Source organism: Limosilactobacillus reuteri (genome assembly GCF_002254085.1).
In the GTDB taxonomy this organism is placed as follows: Bacteria; Bacillota; Bacilli; order Lactobacillales; family Lactobacillaceae; genus Limosilactobacillus; species Limosilactobacillus reuteri_K.
Genome location: NZ_NGPY01000016.1, coordinates 1 through 25837 on the forward strand (window position 1 = coordinate 1; position 25837 = coordinate 25837).

The window sequence follows — 25837 nt, forward strand, 5'->3', positions numbered from 1 at the left end:
CAATCTGAATCCTGATAATTACTTAGTAATCTTAATTTTTCTGTTGTGGAATAACTAGAAACGAAAAACACCCCCTAGAATTGGCACTTTTATTATTTAAAGTGTCAACCCTAAAGGGTATTGTACGACCCTGAAGAAGTAGTTTTTCTTCGCGGCGTTAAGCAATACATGATTCGTCAAAATGCTGTTGATCTCATTACTAGTAATTTTTTCAAGTTTGCTGAAGTATACCAAACTTACCAAGATATCACGAAAGCCCTCAACGAGCGCAATAGTGAATTACTAGAGTCAACCATCTTAGACTACCAAAAAAACAATACAGAAATGGATACCGCTATCCAAACCCTTCGTCAAAACAGAAAATATGTCTTAAATAGTGCTAAGTTTGAATACTCTAATGGTCCTTTAGAAGGCATCAATCGCAAAATTAAAACTCTAAAACGAACTTGTTATGGTTTTGCCAATCAAAGATTTTTCTTTTTAAGAATCGATTGTATTTTTTCGTAAAAAAATACTCCCTACATTTTCGTAGGAAGTATTTTAGTCAACCACACCAGTTGACAGATATCCGAATTTTTATTGCTAAATAAAAAAAGAACTACAGTAATCAAACTGTAGCTCTTCGATGGATTTGAGATCACAATGTCAATAATTAGTTATTGCCACCGTTTTTCTTAATAATATCTTCTTGAACAGACTTAGGAACAGCTGAGTAGTGATCGAAAGTCATAGTGAAGGTACCACGACCTTGAGTTGCTGAACGTAATGCAGTAGCATATCCAAACATTTCAGAAAGTGGAACAAATGAGTGGATTAATTGAGCATTACCACGTTCTTCCATCCCATCAATAGTACCACGACGAGCTGTTACTTGACCCATAACATCTCCCATGTTGTCTTGTGGTACAACAATGTCAACCTTCATAATTGGTTCAAGGATAACAGGATCAGCTTTCTTAGCAGCATTCTTAAGTGCTAATGATGCTGCAACCTTAAAGGCAGCTTCACTAGAGTCGACTTCGTGGTAACTACCATCATAAAGCTTAGCATGCATATCAACAAGTGGGTAACCTGCAAGAACACCATTTTGCATGGCTTCCTTTAATCCTTGTTCAACAGCAGGGATAAATTCACGAGGAACAACACCACCAACAATGGCATCTTCAAATTCGAATCCTTCCCCTTCTTTAAGTGGTGTAAATTCGATCCATACATCACCGTATTGACCTTTACCACCAGATTGACGAACGAACTTACCTTGAGCACTTGCTTGCTTAGTAAATGCTTCACGGTAGGAAACTTGTGGCTTACCAACAGTAACTTCAGCATGGAATTCCCGACGAAGACGTTCAACAATGATGTCTAAGTGCAATTCACCCATACCAGCGATTAATGTTTCACCAGTTTCAGGGTTTGTTTCAGCTTTGAAAGTTGGATCTTCTTCAGCAAGCTTTTGAAGTCCCTTGTCCATCTTGTCTTGATCAGCCTTAGACTTAGGTTCAACAGAAACTTGAATAACTGGTTCTGGGAAGTCCATCGATTCAAGTTGAAGTGGGTTGTCAGGATCAGTTAAAGAATCACCAGTAGTAGTATTCTTCAAACCGATAGCGGCAGCAATATCACCAGAGAACACTTCTGGAATTTCTTGTTGTTGGTTAGAGTGCATCTGAAGTAAACGACCAACACGTTCACGCTTATCCTTAGTTGCATTAAGTACGTATGAACCTGATTGAAGTGAACCAGTGTAAACACGTAAGAATGTTAAACGACCAACAAATGGGTCAGTAGCAATCTTAAATGCTAAAGCAGCAAAAGGCTTGTTGTCTCCAGCAGTTAATTCGACTTCATTTCCTTCAGCATCATGTGCAACGAAAGGCTTAACATCAAGTGGTGATGGTAAGTAATCGATAACAGCATCTAGCATCATTTGGATACCCTTATCTTTGTAAGCTGAACCAGCTAATACAGGGAAGATCTTTTCTTCCAAAGTACCCTTACGAATAGCTGCTTTGATTTCGTCAACAGAAATTTCTTCACCTTCAAGGTACTTTTCCATTAAGTTATCGTCAATATCAGCTAATGTTTCAACCATTTCATCATGACGCTTTTGAGCTTCTTCCTTCATATCATCAGGAATTTCAACAGTATCCCAGTTAGTACCAAGCTTATCTTCATCATAAACATAGGCAACCATCTTAACTAGGTCAACCAAACCGATAAAATCATCTTCAGCACCAATTGGCATTTGAATAGGAAGAGGAGTAACATTCAAACGGTCTTTAATAGTTTGAACAGAATAATCAAAGTTAGCCCCAACCTTGTCCATCTTGTTAGCAAAAACAATCCGAGGAACATCAAAATCGTCAGCTTGACGCCAAACAGTTTCAGTTTGTGGTTCAACACCAGCTTGCGCATCAAGAACGGTTACGGCACCATCAAGAACCCGAAGTGAACGTTCAACTTCGACAGTGAAGTCCACGTGTCCTGGGGTATCAATAATGTTGATACGGTGGTCATTCCAAACAGCAGTTGTAGCTGCAGAAGTAATAGTGATACCACGTTCCTTTTCTTCATCCATCCAGTCCATTTGTGAAGCACCATCATGGGTCTCACCAATCTTGTGGATCTTACCAGTATAGTAAAGAATCCGCTCAGTTGCAGTCGTCTTACCAGCATCGATGTGTGCCATGATACCGATGTTACGAGTTTTAGCAAGTGGATATTCACGTTTATTAGCCATCTTAAAAGAGTATCTCCTTCCGAAATATGGTTATACTTATTTTACCATTATTTTCAAAAAGGGGTGACGTAATCGATGTTTGAACGTCACCCCTTCACTGAAACTAGTTAAATAACCAGAATCAAATGACAGTGATTATTACCAGCGGTAGTGTGCGAATGCACGGTTGGCTTCTGCCATACGGTGCGTATCTTCACGCTTTTTAACTGAAGCTCCAGTATTGTTTGAAGCATCGATGATTTCACGTGCAAGACGTTCAACCATTGTGTGTTCACCGCGTAAACGTGCGTATTGAACAATCCAACGAAGGCCTAATGTAGTACGACGGTCTGGGCGAACTTCAATCGGAACTTGGTAGTTAGAACCACCAACACGACGAGCCTTAACTTCCAAGACAGGCATAACATTTTCCATTGCTTGTTGGAATACTTCAACTGGATCATTACCAGTTTCGTTCTTAATTTCATCAAAAGCAGCGTATAAAATCTTAGTAGCAGTTCCACGCTTACCATCAATCATTAAGTGATCAATTAAGCTAGTAACCAACTTTGAGTTGTACATTGGATCTGGTAAAATTTCACGTTTTTGTACATGTCCTTTACGTGGCATTACTTAACTCCTCCTTAAAATTACTTCTTATCCTTAGGCTTCTTAGCACCGTACTTAGAACGTGATTGCATACGGCCTTCAACACCAGCAGTATCTAGAGTACCACGGATGATGTGGTAACGAACCCCAGGTAAATCCTTAACACGACCACCACGAATTAAAACAACTGAGTGTTCTTGGAGGTTGTGTCCAATACCAGGAATGTAAGCAGTAACTTCGATTAAGTTTGAAAGACGTACACGGGCGTACTTCCGTAAAGCTGAGTTAGGCTTCTTAGGAGTCATAGTACCCACACGAGTAGCAACTCCACGCTTTTGTGGTGATGGAGTCTTAATTTCTTCTTTCTTGAAAGTGTTGTAAACATAACCAAGAGCTGGTGACTTTGACTTGCCCTTGTGGCTCTTACGGCCTTTACGTACCAATTGGTTAATGGTTGGCATTATTTTTTCCCCTTCCTCAATTTAAGTCCACACATCCAGGCGGTTCTTTTTTATGAATAAAAAAAGTCCTAAATGTATCTATACAATTGTTGTGCCTTCGTTGACGCATCTGCCCAACGACAGACACTCCGTTGCTAAAAAAGCACCTTAAATAGACTATCATGCTTACAAATGAATGTCAATGTATCCTCATCGATTTCTTTTAAATCGTTAATTTAAAAGTGAATTTCATTAAAAATTACGTATTTATTTATTGGGAGGGTTTTTCATGTTATTTTTATCATTTTTATTTGGTGCTTCTGTAGCTTCATTCATTACTTCTTGTAGCTATCGTCTTGGCAATAGTCACTCTTTAACCATTCCTCAACGTTCATATTGTGACAATTGTCATTCTATTTTGCGCTGGTGGCATCTTATCCCTATTTTTAGTTTTATTATCCTTCGCGGTCAATGTTTTTATTGTAAGCAAAAAATTAGTTTATATCTGCCTGTAATTGAATTTTTATCTGGAATTGCTTTTACTACTTTCATCATCTACGAACCTATTCATGACTTAATCATTATTCTATTTCTCACTAGTTTAATTTTTTTGATTTCTACTGATTTGTTTAGTCATGTAATCTATTCTTATTCATTATTGGGATTATTTCCTATTGCGTTGCTGTCTATTCCGCAAAATTATTTTTATAATTTGATTTTTGCCTGTATTCTAGCAGTCAGTTTACTATTGTTCGCTACTTTTACTAAGACGCTAGGGATTGGTGACATTGAATTTTTATTTGTAATCTGTCTGATATGGGGATGGTATCAAACTCTTTTAATTATCCAATGGAGTTCTTTAATCATGCTATTTCTCTTTTTATTTACAAGGAAAAACAAACTACCATTCATCCCAGCCCTAGCCTTCACTACTATCCTGTGTCTTTTTATTCAAGGTTGTTAAAAATAAAAGACCAGAGCAAGCCCCAGTCTTTTGCAATATTTAATTAGTATCCTCTTTTACCGGCTTCAGTTTTACTACAAATAGGTTTTGCCCAAATTGAGCGAGATTTTCAATGTTTTGTAGTAATAAAAGTAACCAAGAAAAAGCCAAGCCAAATTCAAACAATTCGAATGCTGTTAAGGAAAGATAGTTTGTTAACTTAAAAACAATATATTCGATACTCATTACAGCCCCAATCGTATAAGAAATCACCAAAAATTGTTTAGTGACTTCGGGTAAAACCCACCTAATAACTACAATTAGAATTAACATAATGTAAACAAGCCACATTGAAATTCTATCATGTAACACGTGAAATTCTGGATTATTGGGAAAAAGACCAATAGAAGCAATGCACATCGCTAACATAATTAACAGCCACCGCAATACTTGAATTTTATAACCATGATACCGACGTTGAATATTTACAAACAAGTAATCAACTAAAGCAATCATTAGTAATCCAGTAAAAATCAAAGTTATATTAAATTGCAAACTGGTGGAATTTTTTGCTGTTCCTAAAAAACTGAAATTATAACGCCACCAGTCTCGTTTAGAATTCGTCAACATCGAAAAAAGCATTCCACCAATGATCATTATTGTTAATAAATTAGTGATAACTCCAGACGATAATGTTAACGCCAAATTAATCATAATATAGTTTATTGCTGCAATAATTACAAATATAAAAGCAGTTGCCGTATAAATATCAAACCGCGCATCTTTAAACATCTGACCGAATAGCCAAAAAATTGCCGATAGCGAAAATGCAATGATTAGGCCGCATGCAATCGTAATTGTTGGCAAACTTCGCCAATGAAAATCCTTGCTAGGTCCTTTTCCGAGAATTTTAGTGATAATAAAAGTTATCAAAAACGATAGAATTCCACTACATACTCCTAAGATTAAAGCACCATTGGCAATGGAATAATCATCACCTGTTATCGGGACTGTATTAATTTTTCTAGCACTAAAAAAAGCTAAAAATATTGCAGCTAAAATAATTGAAGGAATCACATACCAGAAAATATTAATTTTAGGTAGTTGATCACTCACATTTATTGGACGAATGTTAATTTGCTTATGATTAACACTAAGAGAAAGTTCTTCATTCGTAGAAAAATCTGTCTTTTTAAATGCTGAGTCAGGAATTTCTATCTGATATTTTTTTGCCAAGTAATCACCTCATTTTAAACTAAAAAGGCAATCGCTCCTTCACAGGTTAACCATTGCCTTTTTTATAAATTAGTTTTGCTTATCTTCTTCTTTTAACTTAGCCTCAATATCTTTAATTGAGTAAGCAGCTACACTAACTTCTTTTGGCTTGATGTTCCGGTAAGCACTCATACCAGTACCCGCAGGAATAATCTTACCAATAATAACATTTTCTTTCAATCCAACTAATGGATCGTTCTTACCACGAATAGCAGCATCAGTTAATACACGTGTAGTTTCTTGGAATGAAGCAGCTGACAAGAAACTGTTTGTCTCTAAGGCAGCCTTAGTAATACCAAGAATAACAGGACGAGCTGTTGCAGGAATATTTCCAGCAACTAAGGTATCCTTGTTGGCGTCACGGAACTGACTGATATCCATTAATTGACCCGGTAGAAGATCGGTATCACCTGGATCCATGACACGAACTTTCCGCATCATTTGACGAATCATAATTTCAACGTGCTTATCTAACAAGTCAATACCCTGCATCCGGTAAACACCTTGAACTTGCGCTAAGAGGTAAGTTTCAGTAGAAAGAACATCACGAACTTGGATTAATTCCTTAGGATCAATCGAACCTTCATTTAGTGGTGCCCCACGGTGAATGAAATCACCTTCGGCAACTTTCATCCGTGCTGTAATTGGAAGGGTGTAAGTTCGGGTATCAGTCTCACCCTTAATCGTAATATCCTTCGTCCGTTCAGCAGGATTTTCTTCGATAGACACAACTTCACCAGTAACCTCTGTAATTGTTGCACGACCTTTAGGATTACGTGCTTCAACAATTTCTTGGATACGTGGAAGACCTTGAGTAATATCATCGTTACCAGCAACCCCACCAGTGTGGAAGTTACGAAGAGTTAACTGAGTACCTGGTTCACCAATTGATTGAGCGGCAACAGTTCCGACAGCTTCACCAGCTTCTACACGGTCACCGGTTGCTGCGTTTCGTCCATAACAACGTTCACATACACCATGTTCAGTGTTACAAGTAAATGCTGAACGAATAGTTACTTTCTTTACGCCTGCATCGACAATCTTTTGAGCCATTTCTTCGTCAATAAGGACATTCTTACCAACAATCTTTTCACCAGTCTTAGGATCAAAGACAGACTTCATAGTGTAACGACCCATGATCCGATCATAAAGTGGTTCAATCATTTCGTTACCGTTCGTAATAGCAGTAACTTCAAGTCCACGATCAGTACCACAGTCTTTTTCACGAACAACTACATCTTGAGCAACATCAACAAGACGACGAGTTAAGTAACCTGAGTTGGCAGTCTTCAAGGCTGTATCAGTCATACCTTTACGAGCACCGTGTGATGAAATAAACATTTCCAACACTGAAAGTCCTTCATAGAAGTTTGACTTAACAGGTAATTCCATAATCTTACCGTTTGGTGATGCCATCAATCCACGCATTCCGGCTAACTGAGTAAAGTTGGAAATGTTACCCCGCGCACCAGAGTCAGACATCATGTTAATTGGGTTGTGGATATCCATGTGTTCAATTAACTTGTTTTGGACTTCATCCTTAGCATCGTTCCATGCACCGATTACTCGTTCATAACGTTCGTCGTCTGTAATTAAACCACGACGGAATTGCTTAGTAATTAAAGCAACTTGTTTTTGAGCCTTATCAAGAATCTCTGGTTTTTCTGGTAAATCATGAATATCAGACATGGCAGTAGTTAAACCAGAAATAGTTGATTCGTAGTAACCTAAGTCCTTAATACGGTCTAAGAATTGGGACGTCTTTGTAACTTTGTAACGCTTATATACTTCAGCGATCAAGTCAGATAGGAAGCCCTTCTTAAAGGGTGGAACTAATGGTGCATTCTCAAGGTATTCATGGATATCTTGACCAGGTTCAAGGAAGAAACGATCATCAACACCATTTTGAATATTTGCGTCTGTTGGTTCGTTAATGTAAGCAAAATCTTTTGGCATAATTCGGTTGAAAAGAAGCTTACCAACAGTTGTCACCATGATCTTGCCTCGTTGTTCATCAGTAAATGGCTTTTCAGGGAATGCAGATACTTGAACTCCAACACGGGTTTGTAATGAAACATAGTCATTGCGGTAAGCAAGTTCAGCTTCATCAGTATCCTTGAAGATCATTCCTTCACCTTCACGACCCTTATCTTCAGTAGTCATGTAGTAGTTACCAATAACCATATCCTGTGATGGTGAAACAATAGGTTCTCCGTCACGAGGACTAAGAATATGGTGAGCAGCAAGCATTAACAAACGTGCTTCCGCTTGAGCTTCATCAGATAATGGAACGTGAATAGCCATCTGGTCCCCATCAAAGTCAGCGTTATATGCTGAACATACTAATGGGTGAAGACGCATTGACTTACCGGAAACCAAGATTGGTTCGAACGCTTGGATACCTAACCGGTGAAGAGTAGGTGCCCGGTTCAATAGAACTGGGTGTTCCTTAATAACGTCTTCCAATACATCAAAGACATCATCATCACTGCGATCAATCTTACGCTTAGCAGCTTTAACGTTAGCAGAAAGACCACGCTTTACCAATTCATGCATAATAAATGGCTTGAATAATTCAAGTGCCATTGGAACTGGTAATCCCATTTGGTTCAACTTCAATGATGGACCAACATCAATAACGGAACGACCAGAGTAGTCAACACGCTTACCAAGCAAGTTTTGACGGAAACGCCCTTGCTTACCCTTAAGTAAGTGAGAAAGTGACTTCAATGGACGGTTACCAGGTCCAGCTACTGGACGTCCTCGACGACCATTATCGATTAATGCATCAACAGCTTCTTGAAGCATCCGTTTTTCGTTTTGAACAATAATTCCGGGTGCTTGTAATTTAAGAAGTCGCTTTAATCGGTTATTACGGTTAATAACCCGCCGATATAAATCGTTCAAATCAGAGGTAGCAAAACGTCCCCCTTCAAGTTGAACCATTGGCCGCAAGTCAGGTGGCATAACTGGAATTACATCCATAACCATCCATTCAGGCTTGTTTCCTGACTTAATGAAAGCTTCAAGAATATCAAGACGACGAATAGCACGAGTCCGTTTCTGACCAGTAGCTTCTTTCAATTCTTCCTTTAATTCAGCAGCTTCCTTTTCTAAGTCAACATCAGCTAAAAGTTTTTGAATAGCAGCAGCTCCCATTTCAGCTTTGAAACGGTCACCATATTCTGCTTTTTTATCACGATATTCAGCTTCAGTTAAAAGTTGTTTCTTTTCAAGTGGAGTATCACCTGGGTCAAGAACAACATATGAAGCAAAGTAGATAACTTCTTCAAGCGAACGTGGACTCATATCTAATACAAGTCCCATTCGACTTGGAATTCCTTTAAAGTACCAAATGTGAGATACAGGAGCAGCTAATTCAATGTGCCCCATCCGTTCACGACGAACTTTTGCACTAGTAACCTCAACACCACAACGGTCACAAACACGACCTTTGTAACGGATACGCTTGTACTTTCCACACGCACATTCGTAATCCTTGGTTGGGCCAAAGATTCGTTCGTCAAACAGACCTTGCTTTTCTGGCTTTAATGTCCGGTAGTTAATAGTCTCGGGCTTTTTAACTTCCCCATATGACCAACTACGGATCTTATCTGGAGATGCCAGACCGATCTGCATACTTTCAAATTTATTGACATCAATCAAAGGATGTTCCTCCTTCTTTCAGTAAACCGTAGCAACCTAAATATTAATTTTGATTAGTTTTGTCATCGGTAGTTGTTGAAGTTGCTTCAGACTTGTTTTCTTCTTCGTTCTTCTTATCGTCTGTTTTATGTTCTTCTGCATATTTAGCTAATGCATCAACATTTACAACTTCATCATCATCTTCGTCCATGTTCTTTAACTGAATTTCCTTGTTGTTACCATCAAGAACCTTCATATCAAGACCTAATGCTTGTAATTCCTTAACAAGAACACGGAATGATTCTGGAACACCTGGCTTAGGAATTGGTTGACCATTGATGATTGCATCATAAGTCCGAACACGACCAACGGTATCATCTGACTTGTAAGTAAGGATTTCTTGAAGAGTGTAGGCAGCACCATAAGCTTCAAGAGCCCAAACTTCCATTTCACCGAAACGCTGTCCACCAAATTGTGCCTTACCACCTAATGGCTGTTGAGTAACAAGTGAGTAAGGACCAGTTGAACGAGCGTGAATCTTATCATCAACCATGTGAGCTAACTTAAGATAGTGCATTGAACCAACAGCAATCCGGTTTTCAAATGGTTCACCGGTACGACCGTCATAAAGAATTGTCTTACCGTCTTCTGGGAATCCAGATTCACGAACAGCATCCCAAACATCTTTATCAGATGCACCATCGAATACTGGAGTAGCCATATGAATCCCAAGACGACGAGCAGCCATTCCTAGGTGCAATTCAAGAAGCTGACCAATGTTCATACGACTTGGCACACCCATCGGACTAAGCATAATATCAATAGGAGTTCCATCTGGCATGTATGGCATATCTTCTTCTGGCACAACGATAGAAACAGTACCCTTGTTACCATGACGTCCAGACATCTTATCCCCAACTTGGATCTTCCGCTTTTGTGCAATGTAAACACGAACCATTGTATTTACACCTGGTGATAATTCATCCCCATTTTCACGAGTGAAGACTTTAACATCTTGGATGATTCCGCCACCACCATGAGGAACGCGTAATGAAGTATCACGAACTTCACGTGACTTTTCACCAAAGATAGCGTGAAGAAGACGTTCTTCGGCAGATAATTCAGTCATTCCCTTTGGAGTAACCTTACCTACTAAAATATCTCCATCATGAACTTCGGCACCGACACGAACAATCCCGTTTTCATCAAGATCTTTCAAAGCATCGTCACCAACGTTTGGAATTTCCCGCGTCATTTCTTCAGGTCCAAGCTTGGTTTCACGTGCTTCAGATTCGTATGATTCGATGTGGATAGAAGTATAAACATCGTCTTTAACTAGTCGTTCATTAATAGCGATGGCATCTTCGAAGTTGTATCCTTGCCAAGTCATGAAGGCGATTAATGGGTTTTGTCCAAGAGCTAATTCACCTTGTTCCATTGATGGACCATCAGCTAATACGTCATCAGCATCAACATGTTCGCCAACCTTAATAATTGGGCGTTGGTTGTAGTTCTTACCACCGTTTGAACGACGGAACTTCATTAACTTGTAAGTATCAAGTGTTCCATCTTCTTCACGAACCCGTACTTCACGAGCATCTACATATTCAACCGTTCCTGGCTTCTTAGCAATCATTGCAACCCCAGAGTCATGGGCGGCCTTGTAGTCAATACCAGTACTTACTAAGGGGGCATGTGGATTGATCAAAGGAACAGCTTGCCGTTGCATGTTAGCACCCATCAAAGCACGGTTAGAGTCATCGTTTTCAAGGAATGGGATACATGCAGAGGCAACAGAAACAACTTGTTTAGGAGAAACATCCATGTAATCAATGTTTTCAACACTGGTTTCGATGTAGTCATCCTTATCACGAGCCATTACTTGATCGTCAACAAATGAACCATCATCATTTAATGGCGTGTTAGCCTGAGCAATGATGAAGTTATCTTCTTCGTCAGCAGTTAAGTAATCAATCTTATCAGTTACCTTGTGATCCTTCCAGGAAACACGACGGTATGGAGTTTCGATGAATCCATATTTATTTACCCGTGCGTAAGATGAAAGACTGTTAATAAGACCAATGTTAGGACCTTCTGGTGTTTCAATAGGGCACATCCGGCCATAGTGAGTATAGTGAACGTCCCGCACTTCATATCCAGCCCGGTCACGAGTCAAACCACCAGGACCAAGCGCTGAAAGACGACGCTTATGAGTTAATTCACCTAATGGGTTAGTTTGGTCCATGAACTGGGAAAGTTGGGATGAACCAAAGAATTCTTTAATAGAAGCAACTACTGGACGAATATTAATCAATTGCTGTGGGGTAACAGTGTCAGGATCTTGAATTGACATCCGTTCACGAACAACCCGTTCCATCCGTGCAAGTCCAATTCGGAATTGGTTTTGAAGTAATTCACCAACTGAACGAATACGACGGTTACCTAAGTGGTCGATATCGTCTGTGCTACCAATACCTTCTTGTAAGTTAAAGAAGTAGTTTAAGGAAGCAAGAATATCAGCTGGTTCAATGTGCTTGTATTCTAATGGGATATGACCGTTACCAATAATAGGTACAACTCGATCAGGATCAGTCTTAGAATATACTAAAATCTTTTGTAACTTAACTGGTTCAGTTACAACCGCTTCATCTGATGGAGTGTAAGTAATAGTCTTAAAGTCATCACGGTCTAAGTAAGGTTCAAGCTTATTTAGTAATTCCTTAGTTACCGCATCACCCTTTTGTGCTAATACTTCACCAGTATCAGGATCTGCTAAAGTTTCAGCTAAAGTTTGTCCAAGTAAACGGTACTTAAGCATCAACTTCTTGTTTGTCTTGTAACGACCAACTGGTGCCATATCATAACGCTTTGGATCAAAGAAACGAGCTGTTAATAAGCTCCGTGCTGAGTCAGCAGTCTTTGGTTCACCAGGACGAAGCCGTTCATAAATGTCCTTTAAGGCTTCTTCAACCCGAGAATCTTCAGCGTTCTTGTGAACATCTTTATCCAGGGTTAATGATAATGTCTCACTATCGCCACCGAACATGTCAATAATTTCATCGTCAGAGCCAAAGCCCAATGCACGAATCAATTCAGTCATTGGCAACTTACGGGTCCGGTCGATTCGAACATATGAAACATTCTTAGCATCAGTTTCGTATTCTAACCATGCACCACGGTTTGGAATAAAGGTAGCACCGTAGTTTGGCCGACCATTTTTATCATTTTCTTCACTATAGTAGACACCTGGTGAACGAACTAATTGTGAAACAATAACCCGTTCGGCACCATTAATAATGAATGTACCTTGGTCAGTCATTAGTGGGAAGTCACCAAAGAATACATCTTGAGACTTAATCTCACCAGTTTCATGGTTAGTTAACCGTAACGTAACATGAAGTGGTGCTGAGTAATTAGCATCGTGTTCACGAGCTTCGTCAACAGTATACTTAGGTTCTAAAAGTTGATAGTCAACGAATTCCAAAGAAAGCTTTCCTTGAAAATCATCAATTGGCATAATATCATCAAACATTTCCCGTAAACCTTTTTCCATAAACCAATTGTAAGAATCGGTTTGGATTTCAATAAGGTTTGGCAATTCGAGAACTTCTTTAATTCGCGAGTAGCTACGACGGGTACGGTGTTTACCGTATTTAACTAAATGTCCAGCCAAACTGTTCACCTCTCTAATTTATTCCGCAAGCTCATTTAAATGTTACAATTTGATTACAATTTGCCTAAAATACAACTTTTAGGCAAAAAAAATCCAAAAACAGTTCGATGACTGTCTTTGGCTTTTATGCAGAATCTGATGGACAATAGATCACCAGGTTCAAATGAACTCACAATTACATACTACTAAATTATACAAGTTCTATTAAATTTTGTCAACAATTATTTTTATATTTTTTAATTTTTTCCGCCCCAATTTGATAAACCGTTAATAATGCAGTCTAGGATTAATTGGTCACGTTGCTCTGGTGTGATTGAATGACCACCAATTAATTGAGAAGTACCAAAAATCGGAGTCAAACCTGCAATAAATAATTCAGCAGCTTCTTTCGGCAGAATATCAGGACGCAACCCTACATCTGGTTGACGGAAGAATGCTGCAATTGGTTCTAGATAATCCATTGTAAAAATCATATTAAGCTTTTGCTGTGCACTTTTCGATAATAGGCGCATTGCTTGATTGTATTGGTCATAAATACTCAATGGATGATGTTTTTTTAATGCCTTGGTGATTTGCCATAATTGTTCATTTGGTGACAAATCATGTTTACGCATTACTTTATTAATATCTTGGCGAACTTTTCCACATAAATTTGCCATTACATCCAGATATAAAACCTCTTTATCGCTGAAGTGGTGGTATAAAGCCGGTTGAGTAATTCCAATCTGTTTGGCAATATCCCGTGTTGAAGTTTCACCAAATCCCTTTTGTAAAAATAATTTTGTAGCGGTTTTTAAGATTGCTTGTCTTGTCTTTTCTAATTGTTCCGCTCGCTTCATTTATTGTTCATCCCCTATTTTCAATCATTAATTATCTGATAAACACATTATAAGATTATAACTTATCTTTTGACAACCGTTTTAGAAAAATAATCATCAAATGTGATAAGTGAATGCAATTTAGCAGCTCCTTTTTCTATTATCATCAGAGAACAACTTTGGCGATTGTAGTTGATTTTAAGCGATATAAAATGCGAAACATTTATTTGTGTATTTCAAATTTAACGAAGCTAGAATGCAAAAACGGTAAATTACTCTGCATTTTCAGAATAACTTACCGTTTCTTTTATTTATTTAATTTTAATTCAACTGCTTTATCTTTATCCGGCTTTTTTACTTTAAAAGTAATTTTACCTTGATGTGCACCTACTGTTACGTCATCCCCCACATTGATTTCACCACTAAGCAGTCCAGTACTCAAATCATCCTCAACATGATCTTGTAAAGCACGACGAAGCGGACGAGCTCCATAAGCGGGATTGTAACCAAGCTTTGCGATTACATCAATTGCAGCAGGCGTAACTTTCAAGTTAATACCTTGCTCGCTTACCCGCTTATTTAAATCATTAACCATGAGTTTAACAATTTGATGAAGTTCTTTCTTTTGTAATGAATGGAAGATAATCGTTTCATCAATCCGATTAAGAAATTCTGGGCGGAAGTATAACCTCATTTGTTGCTTAATCGCCGCCGCCATCGCATTATAGTCCTGTGACATATCTTTTGCCCCAAAACCAACCTCTTTCTCATCCTGAAGCTGAGTTGCTCCAAGGTTAGAAGTCATAATAATAATGGTATTTCTAAAATCAACGCGCCGACCTTTTGCATCAGTTAAGTAACCATCATCTAAAACTTGAAGTAATAAATTAAATACATCCGGATGTGCCTTTTCAGCTTCATCTAATAAGACAACCGAATATGGATGTTGCCGTACTTTTTCAGTTAATTGGCCACCCTCGTCATAGCCGATATATCCTGGAGCAGCACCAATCAAGCGACTAGTACTATATTTTTCCATATATTCTGACATATCAATCCGGATCATATTATCTTCCGAGCCAAACATCGCAGCAGCTAATGCCTTGGCAAGTTCTGTTTTTCCTACCCCAGTTGGTCCTAAAAACATAAAGGAACCAATCGGCCGACTAGGATCCTTAAGACCGCTTCGTGCACGCCGAATTGCTTTAGCGACTACGGTAACTGCTTCATCTTGACCAATTACTCGTTGGTGCAGAACCTTTTCCAAGTTAACCAATCGTTCACTTTCGCTCTTCTTCAATTGAGTTAAAGGAACTCCTGTCCATTCAGCAACAACTTGTGCAATGTTTTCACCAGTTACTTTCAATTTATAGTTATGAGAATCCTTTTGTTGAGTGCGTTGCTTTTTGCGATCAATCTTATCTTTTAGTGCTAATTCTTGTTGACGAAGAGTAGCTGCACGATCAAAGTCTTGATTGTCAATTGCTTCTTCTTTTTGGGTTCGTAAATCTTCTAACTGACTTTCTAATGAAGGCTGATGATTGTTCTTATCTTCAGCATCAATCCGAACCATAGCTGCCGATTCATCAATAAGATCAATTGCTTTATCCGGCAAGAAACGATCTGAAATATAACGATCCGACAATTTAACTGCTTCTTCCAGCGCTTCATCAGTAATCTTAGCATGGTGGTGCTCCTCATACTTCGGTCGTAGTCCTCGCAGGATTTGCAGGGTTTGGTCAGTAGTCGGCTCATCAACTTGAACAGTAGCAAAGCGTCGTTCAAGTGCCGCATCAGATTCTATATATTTCTGATATTCATCAAGGGTAGTAGCACCAATTGTTTGCAGCTCGCCTCGTGCTAAGGCTGGTTTCAAAATATTGGATGCATCAATTGCCCCTTCAGCGCCACCAGCACCAATTAAGGTATGGAGTTCATCAATAAAAAGAATCACATGCCCATCATTTTGAATTTCATCAATTACTTTCTTAAGGCGATCTTCAAATTCTCCTCGATACTTGGTTCCCGCAACTAATGATCCCATATCTAGCATCATCAAACGTTTATTAGCTAATTCAACTGGGACTTTTCCCTCAACAATCCGCTGAGCAAGTCCTTCAGCAATCGCTGTCTTTCCTACACCAGGTTCGCCGATCAGCACAGGATTGTTCTTGGTACGACGACTAAGAATCTGCTCCACACGTTTAACTTCCTTATTTCGACCAATTACAGGATCAAGCTGGCCATTCCGAGCAAGTTCTGTCATATCACGAGCTAGTTTATCCAATGTTGGTGTACCAGTTTGTCGGACCCGCCGACGAGACGATTGACGACTAGAATTGCGTTGCTGACTATCAGCAATCCCTAACCGCCGTAAAATTACTTTTCTCATCTGTCGTGGCACAACATCTAGACTATATAAAATCCGTGAAGATAGGACACTTTCATCAGCGATTAAGGCTAATAATAAGTGTTCAGTGCCAATCTTCAATGCATGCATTTGTTGGGCTTCTTTACCTGCTAACGACAATACTTGCTTTGCTTTTGGTGAGTATGGAAGATAATCTGAAGCTCCCAGATTTTCCATCGTTCCATAGCCAATTAAGCGTTCAATTTCTTCACGAATATCATCGTTTGTAATAGAAAATTGTTCAAATATTTTATTAGCAATCCCATCTTTATCCATTGAGAGGGCAAGTAGAAGGTGTTCAGTCCCTACTGCTTGGTGTTTAAAGTATTTTGCTTGTTCTTGTGCAATTGCTAGAACATGCTTTGCACTTGGCGTGAACATATTATCCATGTACAATCCCCCTTTTAACTTTCATAGCGAAGTCGATTCAAGAATGATACTAATATCCGAGCGCGAAGTTGATCTTCAATCTTACTATCGTTAACTGCTAATGCTTGTTTAGATAATGCAACAAGCATAAGATCTCCTTCACGTCTCGTAATCACGTCTTCTTCATATAACGTTCGAACAATATCAAAAGCATCACGTTCACGAACCGAGTCGCCAATTGCTTGAATAAGTGAGTTTAGCACATTTACATCATCAAGTAAATTAACTCGCTCGATTCGAATGTACCCGCCGCCTCCACGCTTACTTTTTACTAAATAACCATTTTGAATAGTAAATCTCGTCTTAATAACATAATTAATCTGTGACGGTACTACATCAAACTGGTTAGCAATCTCAGAACGACGAATTTCGACCTGAGCTGAGTCACCAAGTATTTCTTTTAAGTATGCTTCGATAATATCTGAAATACTTTTATTCTCCATTATATCACCTCGGCTCTTTTGACTAATCTTGACCATTATTTTAACACACTTTTAGAGTGATAGCCTACTTCTATACCCATACATTTAAGGAAATAATAAAGACTAGTGAAGCATTCAAGTGCAACACTAGCCTTTTAGAGAATTAAATATAAACTAACTTTTTTAAATTAATCGTTATCGTTGTGAACAAAATCAACAACATTCCGACCAACAACCTTGTTATCCTTAAGTTCTTGGATCATATCATTAATTTCGCTTAACTTACGAGTCTTAACAATTGGGTGAACCTTACCTTCTGCACCAAATTGGAAACATTCAGCTAAGTCTTGACGGGTACCAACTAATGAACCAGCAACAATGATACCATCAAGAACAGTCTTAGCAATATTAAGCTTCATGTCACCTTGTGGAAGAGCAACAGCAACAAGCTTACCATCTGGACGAAGTGAATCAACTGCTTGGTCGAATGCAGATGCGGAAACAGCTGTTACTACAGCGGCGTGAACACCGCCAACTTTTTCTTGAATTTGCCTATCAACATCACCGTCATGACGGTTAATTAAAACTTCAGCACCATTCTTCTTAGCAGCTTCAAGCTTATCAGGATTACCATCAACTGCGATAACATGAGCACCAAATACGTTGTGAGCAAATTGAATACCTAAGTTACCTAAACCACCAGCACCAACGATTGATACCCATTGACCTGGTTTGATGTCAGCAACCTTTAATGCCTTGTACATTGTAACACCAGCACAAGTTAATGAAGTAGCTTCAACAGGATCAAGGCCTTCTGGAACCTTAACAGCGTAGTCAGCTGGGACAATACATTGTTCAGCCATTGCACCATCAGCAGTGTAACCCGCATTAACAACGTTACGACAAAGAGTTTCACGACCAGTTAAACAATATTCACAGTGTCCACAGCCTTTGAAGAACCATGCAATTGATACACGATCGCCAACTTTTAATGAAGTAACTCCAGGAGCAACTTTAGATACACGACCAACCCCTTCGTGACCGATAATACGACCTGGCTTCTTACCAAAGTCCCCAGCAGCAACGTGTAAATCAGTGTGACAAAGGCCACAATATTCCATGTCAACTAAAGCTTCACCGGGCTTCAAATCCCGAAGTTGAACATCTTTAACAGTAACAAAACCGTCTACTGGATCATTAATAACAGCAGCTTTCATAAGGTAAGATCTCCTTTATTAATAAACAAATTACTTTTTACAATGCTTATAGTACCACAACTCTTAGACAAATTTAAAGTGAAAATTTGCACATTTGATGAAACAAAAAATTTTGATTTTTAATTAAAGAGCCGATATGACAATGCTATGGCCTAATAAATCAGTTCCTGCAACATTGTACAGTAAATCACTTATTAATTATCACTAAAAATTTACTGTTATAATTTTAGACGCTCCCTATTAATAATGAATGTTATAATTTAACCAATAAGATAAAGGAGTGAGTATAATAATGTCTTATGGATATATCACCAAGCTAAGCGAAAATGTAGATCGGCAACATGTTCGTTACAATAACCGTTATGGAACGGCGATTGCTGCTGATATCTATACCCCTAAGAATCTAGAAGAAGACAAATTGCTACCTGCCATCGTAATCGGGGCACCTTACGGAAGTACAAAAGAACAGGCAGCCGCAATTTATGCAAACACATTTGCTCAATTAGGTTTTGTTACTCTCGCATTTGATCAAGTATATATGGGGGAATCAGCTGGCGAACCTCGCCATGTTGCTTCTCCGGACTTATACGCGGAATCTTTTAGTGCTGCAGTTGATTATCTAGGTACAAAAGCAAAGCATGTTAATCGTGAACAAATTAGCGTTATTGGTATCAGTGGGGGCGCTGGGTTTGCTCTTAGTGCTGCGGCTGTTGATACGCGAATTAAATCTGTTGTGACAATTTCAATGTATGATATGACAGATATTCGTGAGATGGCTAATCTTGCTCCTGAACAATTATTCCAACTTAAAGATCAATTATCAAGGCAACGGTGGGATGATTTTGAAAATGGGCAACCCGACTACCATCCATCCTTCCCAGAAGAACCATATGATAGTATTGACGATTTGCCAAATCATGATGAACTAACAAATGAGTGGCTTCGCTTTTATGCTCTTAAACGTGGATTCCATCCTAACGCACGCGGAACCGCAACAACTACTTCTAATTTAGCAATGCTTGAATTTTCCGCATTAGACTATATCAAAGAAATTTCACCACGACCAATCCTATTTATTTATGGAGACAATGCTCATTCTCGTTCTTATTCTGAGAGAGCTTATTACCTTGCTAACCAACCAAAACAAAGATTGATCGTAGAAGACTGTGAGCACATTGACCTTTATGATAATATGGAAAAAATTCCAGTAGATCAAATTGCAAAGTTTATAAAAGACAGTTTCAACGCATAAACAAACTATAGAAATGTCAACCAGCGTCTCAATTGTGGAGTGCTGATTGGTATTTTAGTTTTAAATGTTTTCGAAGGTTAATAATAAAAGACTGCTATCTCTCTACTAAGAAAGTGATAACAGTCTTTTTAACTTATCGGAATTACAAGATTTGAACTTGCGACCTCTGCGTCCCGAACGCAGCGCTCTACCAAGCTGAGCTAAATTCCGAAAAAATAAGCGCAACAGTCAAAAACTGTCACGCTTATCATAATTAGTGCACCCAGAAGGAGTCGAACCTTCAACCTTCTGATTCGTAGTCAGACACTCTATCCAATTGCGCTATGGGTGCATATAAGCGGAAGACGGGATTCGAACCCGCGACCCCCACCATGGCAAGGTGATGTTCTACCACTGAACTACTTCCGCATGTCTTTGATAAGTTATTCCCTATCAACGATTATTAATATTACACGAAAACCTCATCAATGTCAACAAGAATTTTCAAAAAAATATTAAATGCGGATGAAGGGACTTGAACCCTTACATCAAAATGATACAAGATCCTAAATCTTGCGCGTCTGCCAATTCCGCCACATCCGCAAATTAATGGAGGATACAGGGCTCGAACCTGTGACCCCCTGCTTGTAAGGCAGATGCTCTCCCAACTGAGCTAATCCTCCATAAATAGGCTTGCTATATAAATCAGCCTACTTAATATATCATCTATATGATCTTTTGTCAAATCCTATTTAAGATTTAATTCAATTAATTTTTCATCAATCATGGCTAAGACCTTCTTAGCAGCCGCCGGATCTTCAACAAAGTCATATTTATCGCCATCAATAACCATCTTAGGACTTTCGTTGTAATCCTCATACCACTGAACATAACGTTCGTTTAAGTTCTTATAATATGAATATAAGGAAGGGTCGTTAGCAATTTGTTCAAACGAACGTCCCCGCTTCTTAATCCGTTCAAGCATTGTTTCAAACGAAACCCTAATTGTAATTAAAAGGTTGGGGGCTTTTTGATGTGGTTGCTCTGGTAATTCTTCCATCATATTACCTAATAATGAAGAATAAATATTTGACTCCGTTTCCGTGGCCCGGCCCATATCTGCATTTAATTTAAATAATAAAGCATCTTCAAAGATTGAACGATCCAAAACATTTAAGTCATTTGAGTATGAATCTTTAATCTCATCAAGACGTTTGTTTAAAAAGTAAATCTGTAATAAGAAACCATATTTTTTCGGATCTTTATAAAAAAGTGGCAAAATTTTATTATCGTCAACAGATTCATAAAAGGCCTGACTATTAAGATGGTCTGCCAATAACTTTGTCAAACTGGTTTTTCCTGCACCGATTGTCCCGGCTAAAGCAATCATTAGTTATTTCCCCCTGTTTTAAATTCAAAAAGTAACGAAAACAATTCTAACATTTAAAATAAAAAGGAGCGAGTATTTTCTCGTTCCTTTTTCACTTATTAATTATCTTCTGGTTCGTATGATTCACCCTTTGTTCGCCGTGATAAATCAACCTTATCAAGTGGAATCAAGTGTGTCTTATAACGAATCTTATAGTAGAAGAAAAGAATTAAGAATAATGGAATTCCCATGTAAGTAATTAAGATGTTTTGCCAATCCATTTTTACAAAAGCATCGATGTTTTGACCACAAATAACGACAATACATAAAGTAAGGGCGAATACTGGACCAAATGGGAATCCTGTTGCGTGATACTTCAATTCAGAAAGCTTATGTCCTTGCTTAAGGAATGCCTTCCTAAAACGATAGTGTGAAATTGCAATTCCTAACCATGCAATAAATCCGCACAATCCAGATGCATCAATTAAGTAGTTATAAGCTTTTGGACCAATGAATTGAGTTGCATAAGCCGCTAACGAGACAACCATTGTTCCCAATAAAGCATAAATTGGAATACCACGCCGGTTTACATAACCAAAAATCCGCCATGCATATCCTTCACGCGCTTGTGAATAAAGCATCCGGGTTGAGGCATATAAACCAGAGTTAGCAGCAGAAATGACGGCAGTTAAGATAACGGCATTCATTGCGCTAGCTGCAAAGGCCAATCCCGCCCGCTTAAACACAATCGTAAATGGACTCATTGTAATATTTGAAACATCTTGATTCAATAAGTTCTTATCTGTGTAAGGAAGGATACAAGCAATAACAAAAATAGCAAAAATGTAAAAAAGTAAAATTCGCCAGAAAGTTGAATGAATTGCCTTAGAGACAGACTTTTCTGGTGTAGCAGCTTCACCAGCCGTAATTCCAACTAATTCTGTTCCTTGGAATGAGAAACCAGCAACCAAGAAAACGCTAATAATTGCTGGCACACCACCAACAAACGGTGCCTGCTTATAGTGGAAGTTACTTAATCCAACTGGCTTGCCACCCATAATTCCAAAAATAATTGCAACACCAACAATTAAAAAGACAATAACCGTGACAACTTTGATTAAAGCAAGCCAAAATTCAGTTTCACCATAAGATCGTACCGATAAATAATTGATTAAGAAAATTAGTGCCATCACCGTTACACTAAAAATCCAGCCTGGAACATTGGGAAGCCAATAATTCATTACAATTCCCGCAGTTGTAACATCAACAGGAATTGTAATTGCCCAGTTAAACCAATAATTCCAACCAAGAGCAAAGCCAAGTGCTGGATCAACAAATTTCGTTGAATAAGCTGAAAATGACCCGGTTAATGGCATATATGTTGCCATTTCACCTAGACTCGTCATTAGGAAATAAACCATAATTCCCATGATTCCATACGCAACTAATGCTCCACCAGGTCCCGCAGTTGAAATAGCGGATCCACTGGCAATAAAAAGTCCAGTACCGATTGTTCCACCAAGAGCAATCATGGACAAGTGACGTGTCTGTAATGTCCGTTCCATATGACCCGTCGACTTAGATTCATCTGCCATAAATATATTTCCTCCAAATTTGTGTATCTTAACGTCAACATTTTCGAAGAGGATAAATTAAAAGGGTCTTCTGATCGGTAACCCTACCAGAAGACCCAACTTAATACCTATAATTAATCGTTGAACCAATTTAGGAAGCGCCCCGCAATTATTGCGACAGTCTATAGCCTATTATGACTATAGCCCAACACCTACTTAAAATAAGCTAAGTAGTGTTTCGGCATATTTCCCTTTCACTAATACTCCGGTGCTTATTCACCTAATAGTAACTACTAATAAAATATGCAACCTCTTCATTGAATGAAATTATACCCCACTCAAACAAAAATGCAAGTCCGACTATTTAATAATCCGTTGCCATAAGTCGCCTTTATCATAAATGAAGCCACACTTAATGAGTACTCGCTGGGAACGATAATTACTTTGTTTACACTCCGCATGAATCGTAATTTTAGGTGGCAAAATAGAAATAATTTGTTGAATTGCAGATGTCATTATACCTTTATTCCATTGATCTTGTCGCAGAAGATAACCTAATTCATAATGATGAGCAATTCTTATTCCTTCATCCCCATACCAAGGGCTTAATACAACCATTCCCACTACATCTCCATTTAGTTTCACTACCATAACATGATTTTGGTGAACAAATGTCTTAATAGCTTGCACACGATTTTCTCTTTGAAGAGGTAAAAATAATCCCACTGCTCGTGTTAAATTTTCATCGTCTAATAATTTAACTATTGCCCCTAAATTATTATTATCTTTTGCTGGTTCAATTATAATTTCACACATTTTTCTCCTATTTCCCGGGAAATAAAAAGAGGAGCAACCAAATAAGATTGCCCTTCATCAATTCCAATTATTAAATTTCAACACTACGGAAGAACGGAATTCGTTGTAATCGTGGTGCCCAAGCGACATAGAGCCATTCCGCTACTTGTAACCATGCATAAGCTAATAACATTGCACCAATAGTATCAAATGGCCAGTGAGCATAAAGATATACCCGTGATACCGCCAGGAAGAAAACTGCAAATATTAATAAGATTTGCAAAATTGTGCGAACAGATGCTTTTTGAATAAGCGGAATTACTATTAAGAATAAAATTGCTACTACCAAGAAGAATCCTAAAGTGTGCCCACTAGGAAAACTATAGCCATCATCTGCCGACAAGTGTTGTGCAGGACGAACCCGCTTAACGATGTGTTTAATGATTGTTCCAAGCACATCTCCACCAAAAATTGTTCCTAGTGACCACAAAGCTGGAATGCGATAACCCTTCAGCCATAAAACACCTGCAATAATAAATACCCATACTAAATCTAAGACCGGTTTAGCTAAAAATGAAAGTAAGCTCATCAAAGCATGGAACCAACCAATACCTTCCAGGCGCTGACTAGTAAATAATGACTGCAAAATAGCATCAATCATTGTTAGCACTGACGAATTAAACATAATTAACAGCATCAATGCAAGAAAGAAACCACCGCTTAAGGCAAAACGCCACCAACGATGATCATCACGTTCAATAAACATAATCAAGGATTCTCCTAACTTAAATTAATTAATCAAAAATAAGTATACCACAGTGTCAAAAATTCCATCGTGATTTTTTGATTAAATATTTATGAAGATAGTTCAAAACACGATTTAAAAGTTCCCCTAACCCAAAGCCAAGCGTAATTGCCCCAACAATTACAACTACCTGATAGAAATAAACAGTAACAAGGTGGTAATTACCAATAGCAAAATTACGAACCATTTTATAAGCCTGTCCACCAGGCACGAATGGGACTAGCGCAGGCACATTAAAAACAATAATTGGCATTCGTTTTCGACGAGCAGCTGCCTGGCTTAATATCGAAATTAAAATTGCAGCAACTAAATTACTAAACGCAAGGCCAATCCCACTGCAATAATACATTATCCAGTAAACCACCCACACACCTCCACCTATCATCCCTGCAGTATGGTAGGCACGTTTCGGAATGTTTAAGAGGATACCAAAGCAAACCGTTGAAACATAACATAAGAAAAATTGTAATAATAAGTTACTCCAATTCATCTCCTACCCTCCTAATTAAAGTGCAAAACAATTACAATCGCACTACCAATCGAAACGGCAGTTAGAATTGCTTCAATCCCTCTTGTAGGTCCGCTAATCAAATTTCCGGAAACTAAATCTCGCGCCGCATTAGTTAAGGGCACTCCAGGAACCAGCGGCATAACTGCACCAATAATAATATCATTAATATTATTAGCAAGGTGCATTTTAACAAATATCACCGCCAAAATGCCTATAATTAAGGACGAACAAAATTCTCCTAAATACTGAATTTTAAATTTTCGTAAGAGATATGAAAACGCAGCATAGCCTATCCCACCGGCAAGGAATCCTGCCCAAGAATCAGAAACATTCCCCGTAAAAACAATCATCAATGCTCCACTTAAAATTGCAGCGGCAAATGATTCATACCAATTTTGCCAGTTTGGCATCTTTTGGCGATCAATCCTTTTTAATTTAGCAAATGCTTGTGGAACATCAATTTTGCGCCGTGCTAGTTCACGAGAAACTTCATTTACCTCCGCAATTTTACTTAAATTATTTTTTCGATGACGAATAGTAATTACTTGAGCATGGGGATCATTAATTGTTCCGACTACAATTCCGGTCACAGTTGTAAATGCCTGAAAGTCATGTAAGCCAGCACTTTTGGCCATTCGAGATAAGGTATCGTTAACTCGTTCCATATTTGAGCCGTTTTCAATTAAAAGTCTCCCAGCCAGTAAACAAGTTTTAAGCGCGAGTGCTTGTCGTCGTTTTGTTAACATCTTTTCGCCTTCTCTGTTCAAAGATATTTATTATTATCCTCCGTTTAGATAGGGAGCTCAATACTAAAAAACGACCGGAGGTACTGTACCCTGTCAAGTTTACACACTAAATAATAAAAATTAATTGGCTTTGCCGTAACGAAATTCCGTTGCAGTAAGGTCATTTCTTTTAGCTGAAATAAATGTATTTGTAAAGTATTCAATTC

The 25837-nt window shown here is 38.4% G+C and carries 18 protein-coding genes, 5 tRNA genes, 1 pseudogene and 1 riboswitch; of the genes and pseudogenes, 3 read left to right on the top strand and 21 right to left on the bottom strand.

The annotated features are described in order from the left end of the window. Positions 1-129: 129 nt before the first annotated feature. Positions 130-507 (top strand): annotated as a pseudogene (locus CBG10_RS04380) (transposase); the annotation flags it as partial. A gap of 145 nt (positions 508-652) precedes the next feature. Here CBG10_RS04380 and fusA read toward each other — a convergent pair. The 3 genes from fusA to rpsL all read right to left on the bottom strand — a co-directional run bounded on the left by fusA (position 653) and on the right by rpsL (position 3789). Continuing rightward, positions 653-2740, bottom strand: coding sequence for an elongation factor G (gene fusA / locus CBG10_RS04385; RefSeq protein WP_003674892.1), 2088 nt, complete (start codon positions 2738-2740; stop codon positions 653-655). 138 nt (positions 2741-2878) lie between these two features. Next, positions 2879-3349, bottom strand: a complete 471-nt coding sequence (gene rpsG, locus CBG10_RS04390) for a 30S ribosomal protein S7 (protein ID WP_003668788.1) — start codon at positions 3347-3349, stop codon at positions 2879-2881. A 20-nt stretch (positions 3350-3369) separates the two neighbouring features. Next, positions 3370-3789 (bottom strand): 30S ribosomal protein S12, encoded by a 420-nt coding sequence (gene rpsL / locus CBG10_RS04395; protein ID WP_003664576.1) that lies wholly within the window; start codon positions 3787-3789, stop codon positions 3370-3372. Between the two features lie 268 nt (positions 3790-4057). On the opposite strand from rpsL, the gene CBG10_RS04400 reads away from it, so the two are divergent. Next, positions 4058-4732, top strand: coding sequence for a prepilin peptidase (locus tag CBG10_RS04400; RefSeq protein ID WP_094501770.1), 675 nt, complete (start codon positions 4058-4060; stop codon positions 4730-4732). Between the two features lie 39 nt (positions 4733-4771). Here the strand turns inward: CBG10_RS04400 and CBG10_RS04405 are convergent, their stop codons facing one another. The 7 genes from CBG10_RS04405 to adhP form a co-directional block, all read right to left on the bottom strand. Then, complete coding sequence (locus CBG10_RS04405) at positions 4772-5947, bottom strand: DUF998 domain-containing protein (protein WP_094511774.1); 1176 nt, start codon at positions 5945-5947, stop codon at positions 4772-4774. A 69-nt stretch (positions 5948-6016) separates the two neighbouring features. Beyond that, on the bottom strand, positions 6017-9652 hold the full coding sequence (gene rpoC, locus CBG10_RS04410) for a DNA-directed RNA polymerase subunit beta' (protein WP_094509787.1): 3636 nt from the start codon (positions 9650-9652) through the stop codon (positions 6017-6019). Between the two features lie 43 nt (positions 9653-9695). Next, complete coding sequence (gene rpoB, locus CBG10_RS04415) at positions 9696-13313, bottom strand: DNA-directed RNA polymerase subunit beta (RefSeq protein WP_094511776.1); 3618 nt, start codon at positions 13311-13313, stop codon at positions 9696-9698. Positions 13314-13540: 227 nt separating this feature from the next. Further along, positions 13541-14143 (bottom strand): TetR/AcrR family transcriptional regulator, encoded by a 603-nt coding sequence (locus CBG10_RS04420; protein ID WP_094511777.1) that lies wholly within the window; start codon positions 14141-14143, stop codon positions 13541-13543. 286 nt (positions 14144-14429) lie between these two features. After that, positions 14430-16922, bottom strand: coding sequence for an ATP-dependent Clp protease ATP-binding subunit (locus CBG10_RS04425; RefSeq protein ID WP_094511778.1), 2493 nt, complete (start codon positions 16920-16922; stop codon positions 14430-14432). Between the two features lie 14 nt (positions 16923-16936). After that, positions 16937-17404, bottom strand: a complete 468-nt coding sequence (locus CBG10_RS04430; RefSeq protein WP_013923834.1) for a CtsR family transcriptional regulator — start codon at positions 17402-17404, stop codon at positions 16937-16939. 167 nt (positions 17405-17571) lie between these two features. After that, a complete protein-coding gene (adhP, locus tag CBG10_RS04435; RefSeq protein WP_094511779.1) occupies positions 17572-18600 on the bottom strand; it encodes an alcohol dehydrogenase AdhP in 1029 nt (342 codons plus the stop codon). A 292-nt stretch (positions 18601-18892) separates the two neighbouring features. Here adhP and CBG10_RS04440 point away from each other — a divergent pair, with 292 nt between their 5' ends. Beyond that, positions 18893-19852 (top strand): alpha/beta hydrolase, encoded by a 960-nt coding sequence (locus CBG10_RS04440; protein ID WP_094511781.1) that lies wholly within the window; start codon positions 18893-18895, stop codon positions 19850-19852. Between the two features lie 136 nt (positions 19853-19988). Here the strand turns inward: CBG10_RS04440 and CBG10_RS04445 are convergent. The 11 genes from CBG10_RS04445 to CBG10_RS04495 all read right to left on the bottom strand — a co-directional run bounded on the left by CBG10_RS04445 (position 19989) and on the right by CBG10_RS04495 (position 25631). Beyond that, a tRNA-Pro gene (locus tag CBG10_RS04445) sits at positions 19989-20062 on the bottom strand. A 47-nt stretch (positions 20063-20109) separates the two neighbouring features. Then, positions 20110-20183 (bottom strand) — tRNA-Arg (locus CBG10_RS04450). Positions 20184-20188: 5 nt separating this feature from the next. Next, positions 20189-20260, bottom strand: a tRNA-Gly gene (locus tag CBG10_RS04455). Between the two features lie 91 nt (positions 20261-20351). After that, a tRNA-Leu gene (locus tag CBG10_RS04460) sits at positions 20352-20434 on the bottom strand. Between the two features lie 7 nt (positions 20435-20441). Then, a tRNA-Val gene (locus CBG10_RS04465) sits at positions 20442-20514 on the bottom strand. A 65-nt stretch (positions 20515-20579) separates the two neighbouring features. After that, on the bottom strand, positions 20580-21221 hold the full coding sequence (locus CBG10_RS04470; RefSeq protein WP_003668798.1) for a deoxynucleoside kinase: 642 nt from the start codon (positions 21219-21221) through the stop codon (positions 20580-20582). Positions 21222-21319: 98 nt separating this feature from the next. Further along, positions 21320-22795 (bottom strand): amino acid permease, encoded by a 1476-nt coding sequence (locus tag CBG10_RS04475; protein WP_094511782.1) that lies wholly within the window; start codon positions 22793-22795, stop codon positions 21320-21322. 127 nt (positions 22796-22922) lie between these two features. Beyond that, positions 22923-23097, bottom strand: a riboswitch (Lysine riboswitch). Positions 23098-23134: 37 nt separating this feature from the next. Beyond that, a complete protein-coding gene (locus CBG10_RS04480; RefSeq protein ID WP_003664598.1) occupies positions 23135-23590 on the bottom strand; it encodes a GNAT family N-acetyltransferase in 456 nt (151 codons plus the stop codon). Between the two features lie 70 nt (positions 23591-23660). Beyond that, entirely contained in the window at positions 23661-24335 is a 675-nt protein-coding gene (locus CBG10_RS04485) for a phosphatase PAP2 family protein (protein ID WP_094511783.1), read from the bottom strand. A gap of 55 nt (positions 24336-24390) precedes the next feature. Beyond that, the gene (locus CBG10_RS04490) at positions 24391-24864 is read right to left on the bottom strand and encodes a threonine/serine exporter family protein (RefSeq protein WP_094502649.1); all 474 of its coding nucleotides are present in this window, start codon (positions 24862-24864) and stop codon (positions 24391-24393) included. A gap of 11 nt (positions 24865-24875) precedes the next feature. Continuing rightward, positions 24876-25631, bottom strand: a complete 756-nt coding sequence (locus CBG10_RS04495) for a threonine/serine exporter family protein (RefSeq protein ID WP_094502648.1) — start codon at positions 25629-25631, stop codon at positions 24876-24878. Between the last annotated feature and the right edge of the window lie 206 nt (positions 25632-25837).

Coding starts and splice junctions, on each gene's coding strand:
- fusA (WP_003674892.1), bottom strand. CDS start 2,740: ATGGCTAATAAACGTGAATATCCACTTGCTAAAACTCGTAACATCGGT.
- rpsG (WP_003668788.1), bottom strand. CDS start 3,349: ATGCCACGTAAAGGACATGTACAAAAACGTGAAATTTTACCAGATCCA.
- rpsL (WP_003664576.1), bottom strand. CDS start 3,789: ATGCCAACCATTAACCAATTGGTACGTAAAGGCCGTAAGAGCCACAAG.
- CBG10_RS04400 (WP_094501770.1), top strand. CDS start 4,058: ATGTTATTTTTATCATTTTTATTTGGTGCTTCTGTAGCTTCATTCATT.
- CBG10_RS04420 (WP_094511777.1), bottom strand. CDS start 14,143: ATGAAGCGAGCGGAACAATTAGAAAAGACAAGACAAGCAATCTTAAAA.
- CBG10_RS04425 (WP_094511778.1), bottom strand. CDS start 16,922: ATGGATAATATGTTCACGCCAAGTGCAAAGCATGTTCTAGCAATTGCA.
- CBG10_RS04430 (WP_013923834.1), bottom strand. CDS start 17,404: ATGGAGAATAAAAGTATTTCAGATATTATCGAAGCATACTTAAAAGAA.
- adhP (WP_094511779.1), bottom strand. CDS start 18,600: ATGAAAGCTGCTGTTATTAATGATCCAGTAGACGGTTTTGTTACTGTT.
- CBG10_RS04440 (WP_094511781.1), top strand. CDS start 18,893: ATGTCTTATGGATATATCACCAAGCTAAGCGAAAATGTAGATCGGCAA.
- CBG10_RS04470 (WP_003668798.1), bottom strand. CDS start 21,221: ATGATTGCTTTAGCCGGGACAATCGGTGCAGGAAAAACCAGTTTGACA.
- CBG10_RS04475 (WP_094511782.1), bottom strand. CDS start 22,795: ATGGCAGATGAATCTAAGTCGACGGGTCATATGGAACGGACATTACAG.
- CBG10_RS04480 (WP_003664598.1), bottom strand. CDS start 23,590: ATGTGTGAAATTATAATTGAACCAGCAAAAGATAATAATAATTTAGGG.
- CBG10_RS04485 (WP_094511783.1), bottom strand. CDS start 24,335: ATGTTTATTGAACGTGATGATCATCGTTGGTGGCGTTTTGCCTTAAGC.
- CBG10_RS04490 (WP_094502649.1), bottom strand. CDS start 24,864: ATGAATTGGAGTAACTTATTATTACAATTTTTCTTATGTTATGTTTCA.
- CBG10_RS04495 (WP_094502648.1), bottom strand. CDS start 25,631: ATGTTAACAAAACGACGACAAGCACTCGCGCTTAAAACTTGTTTACTG.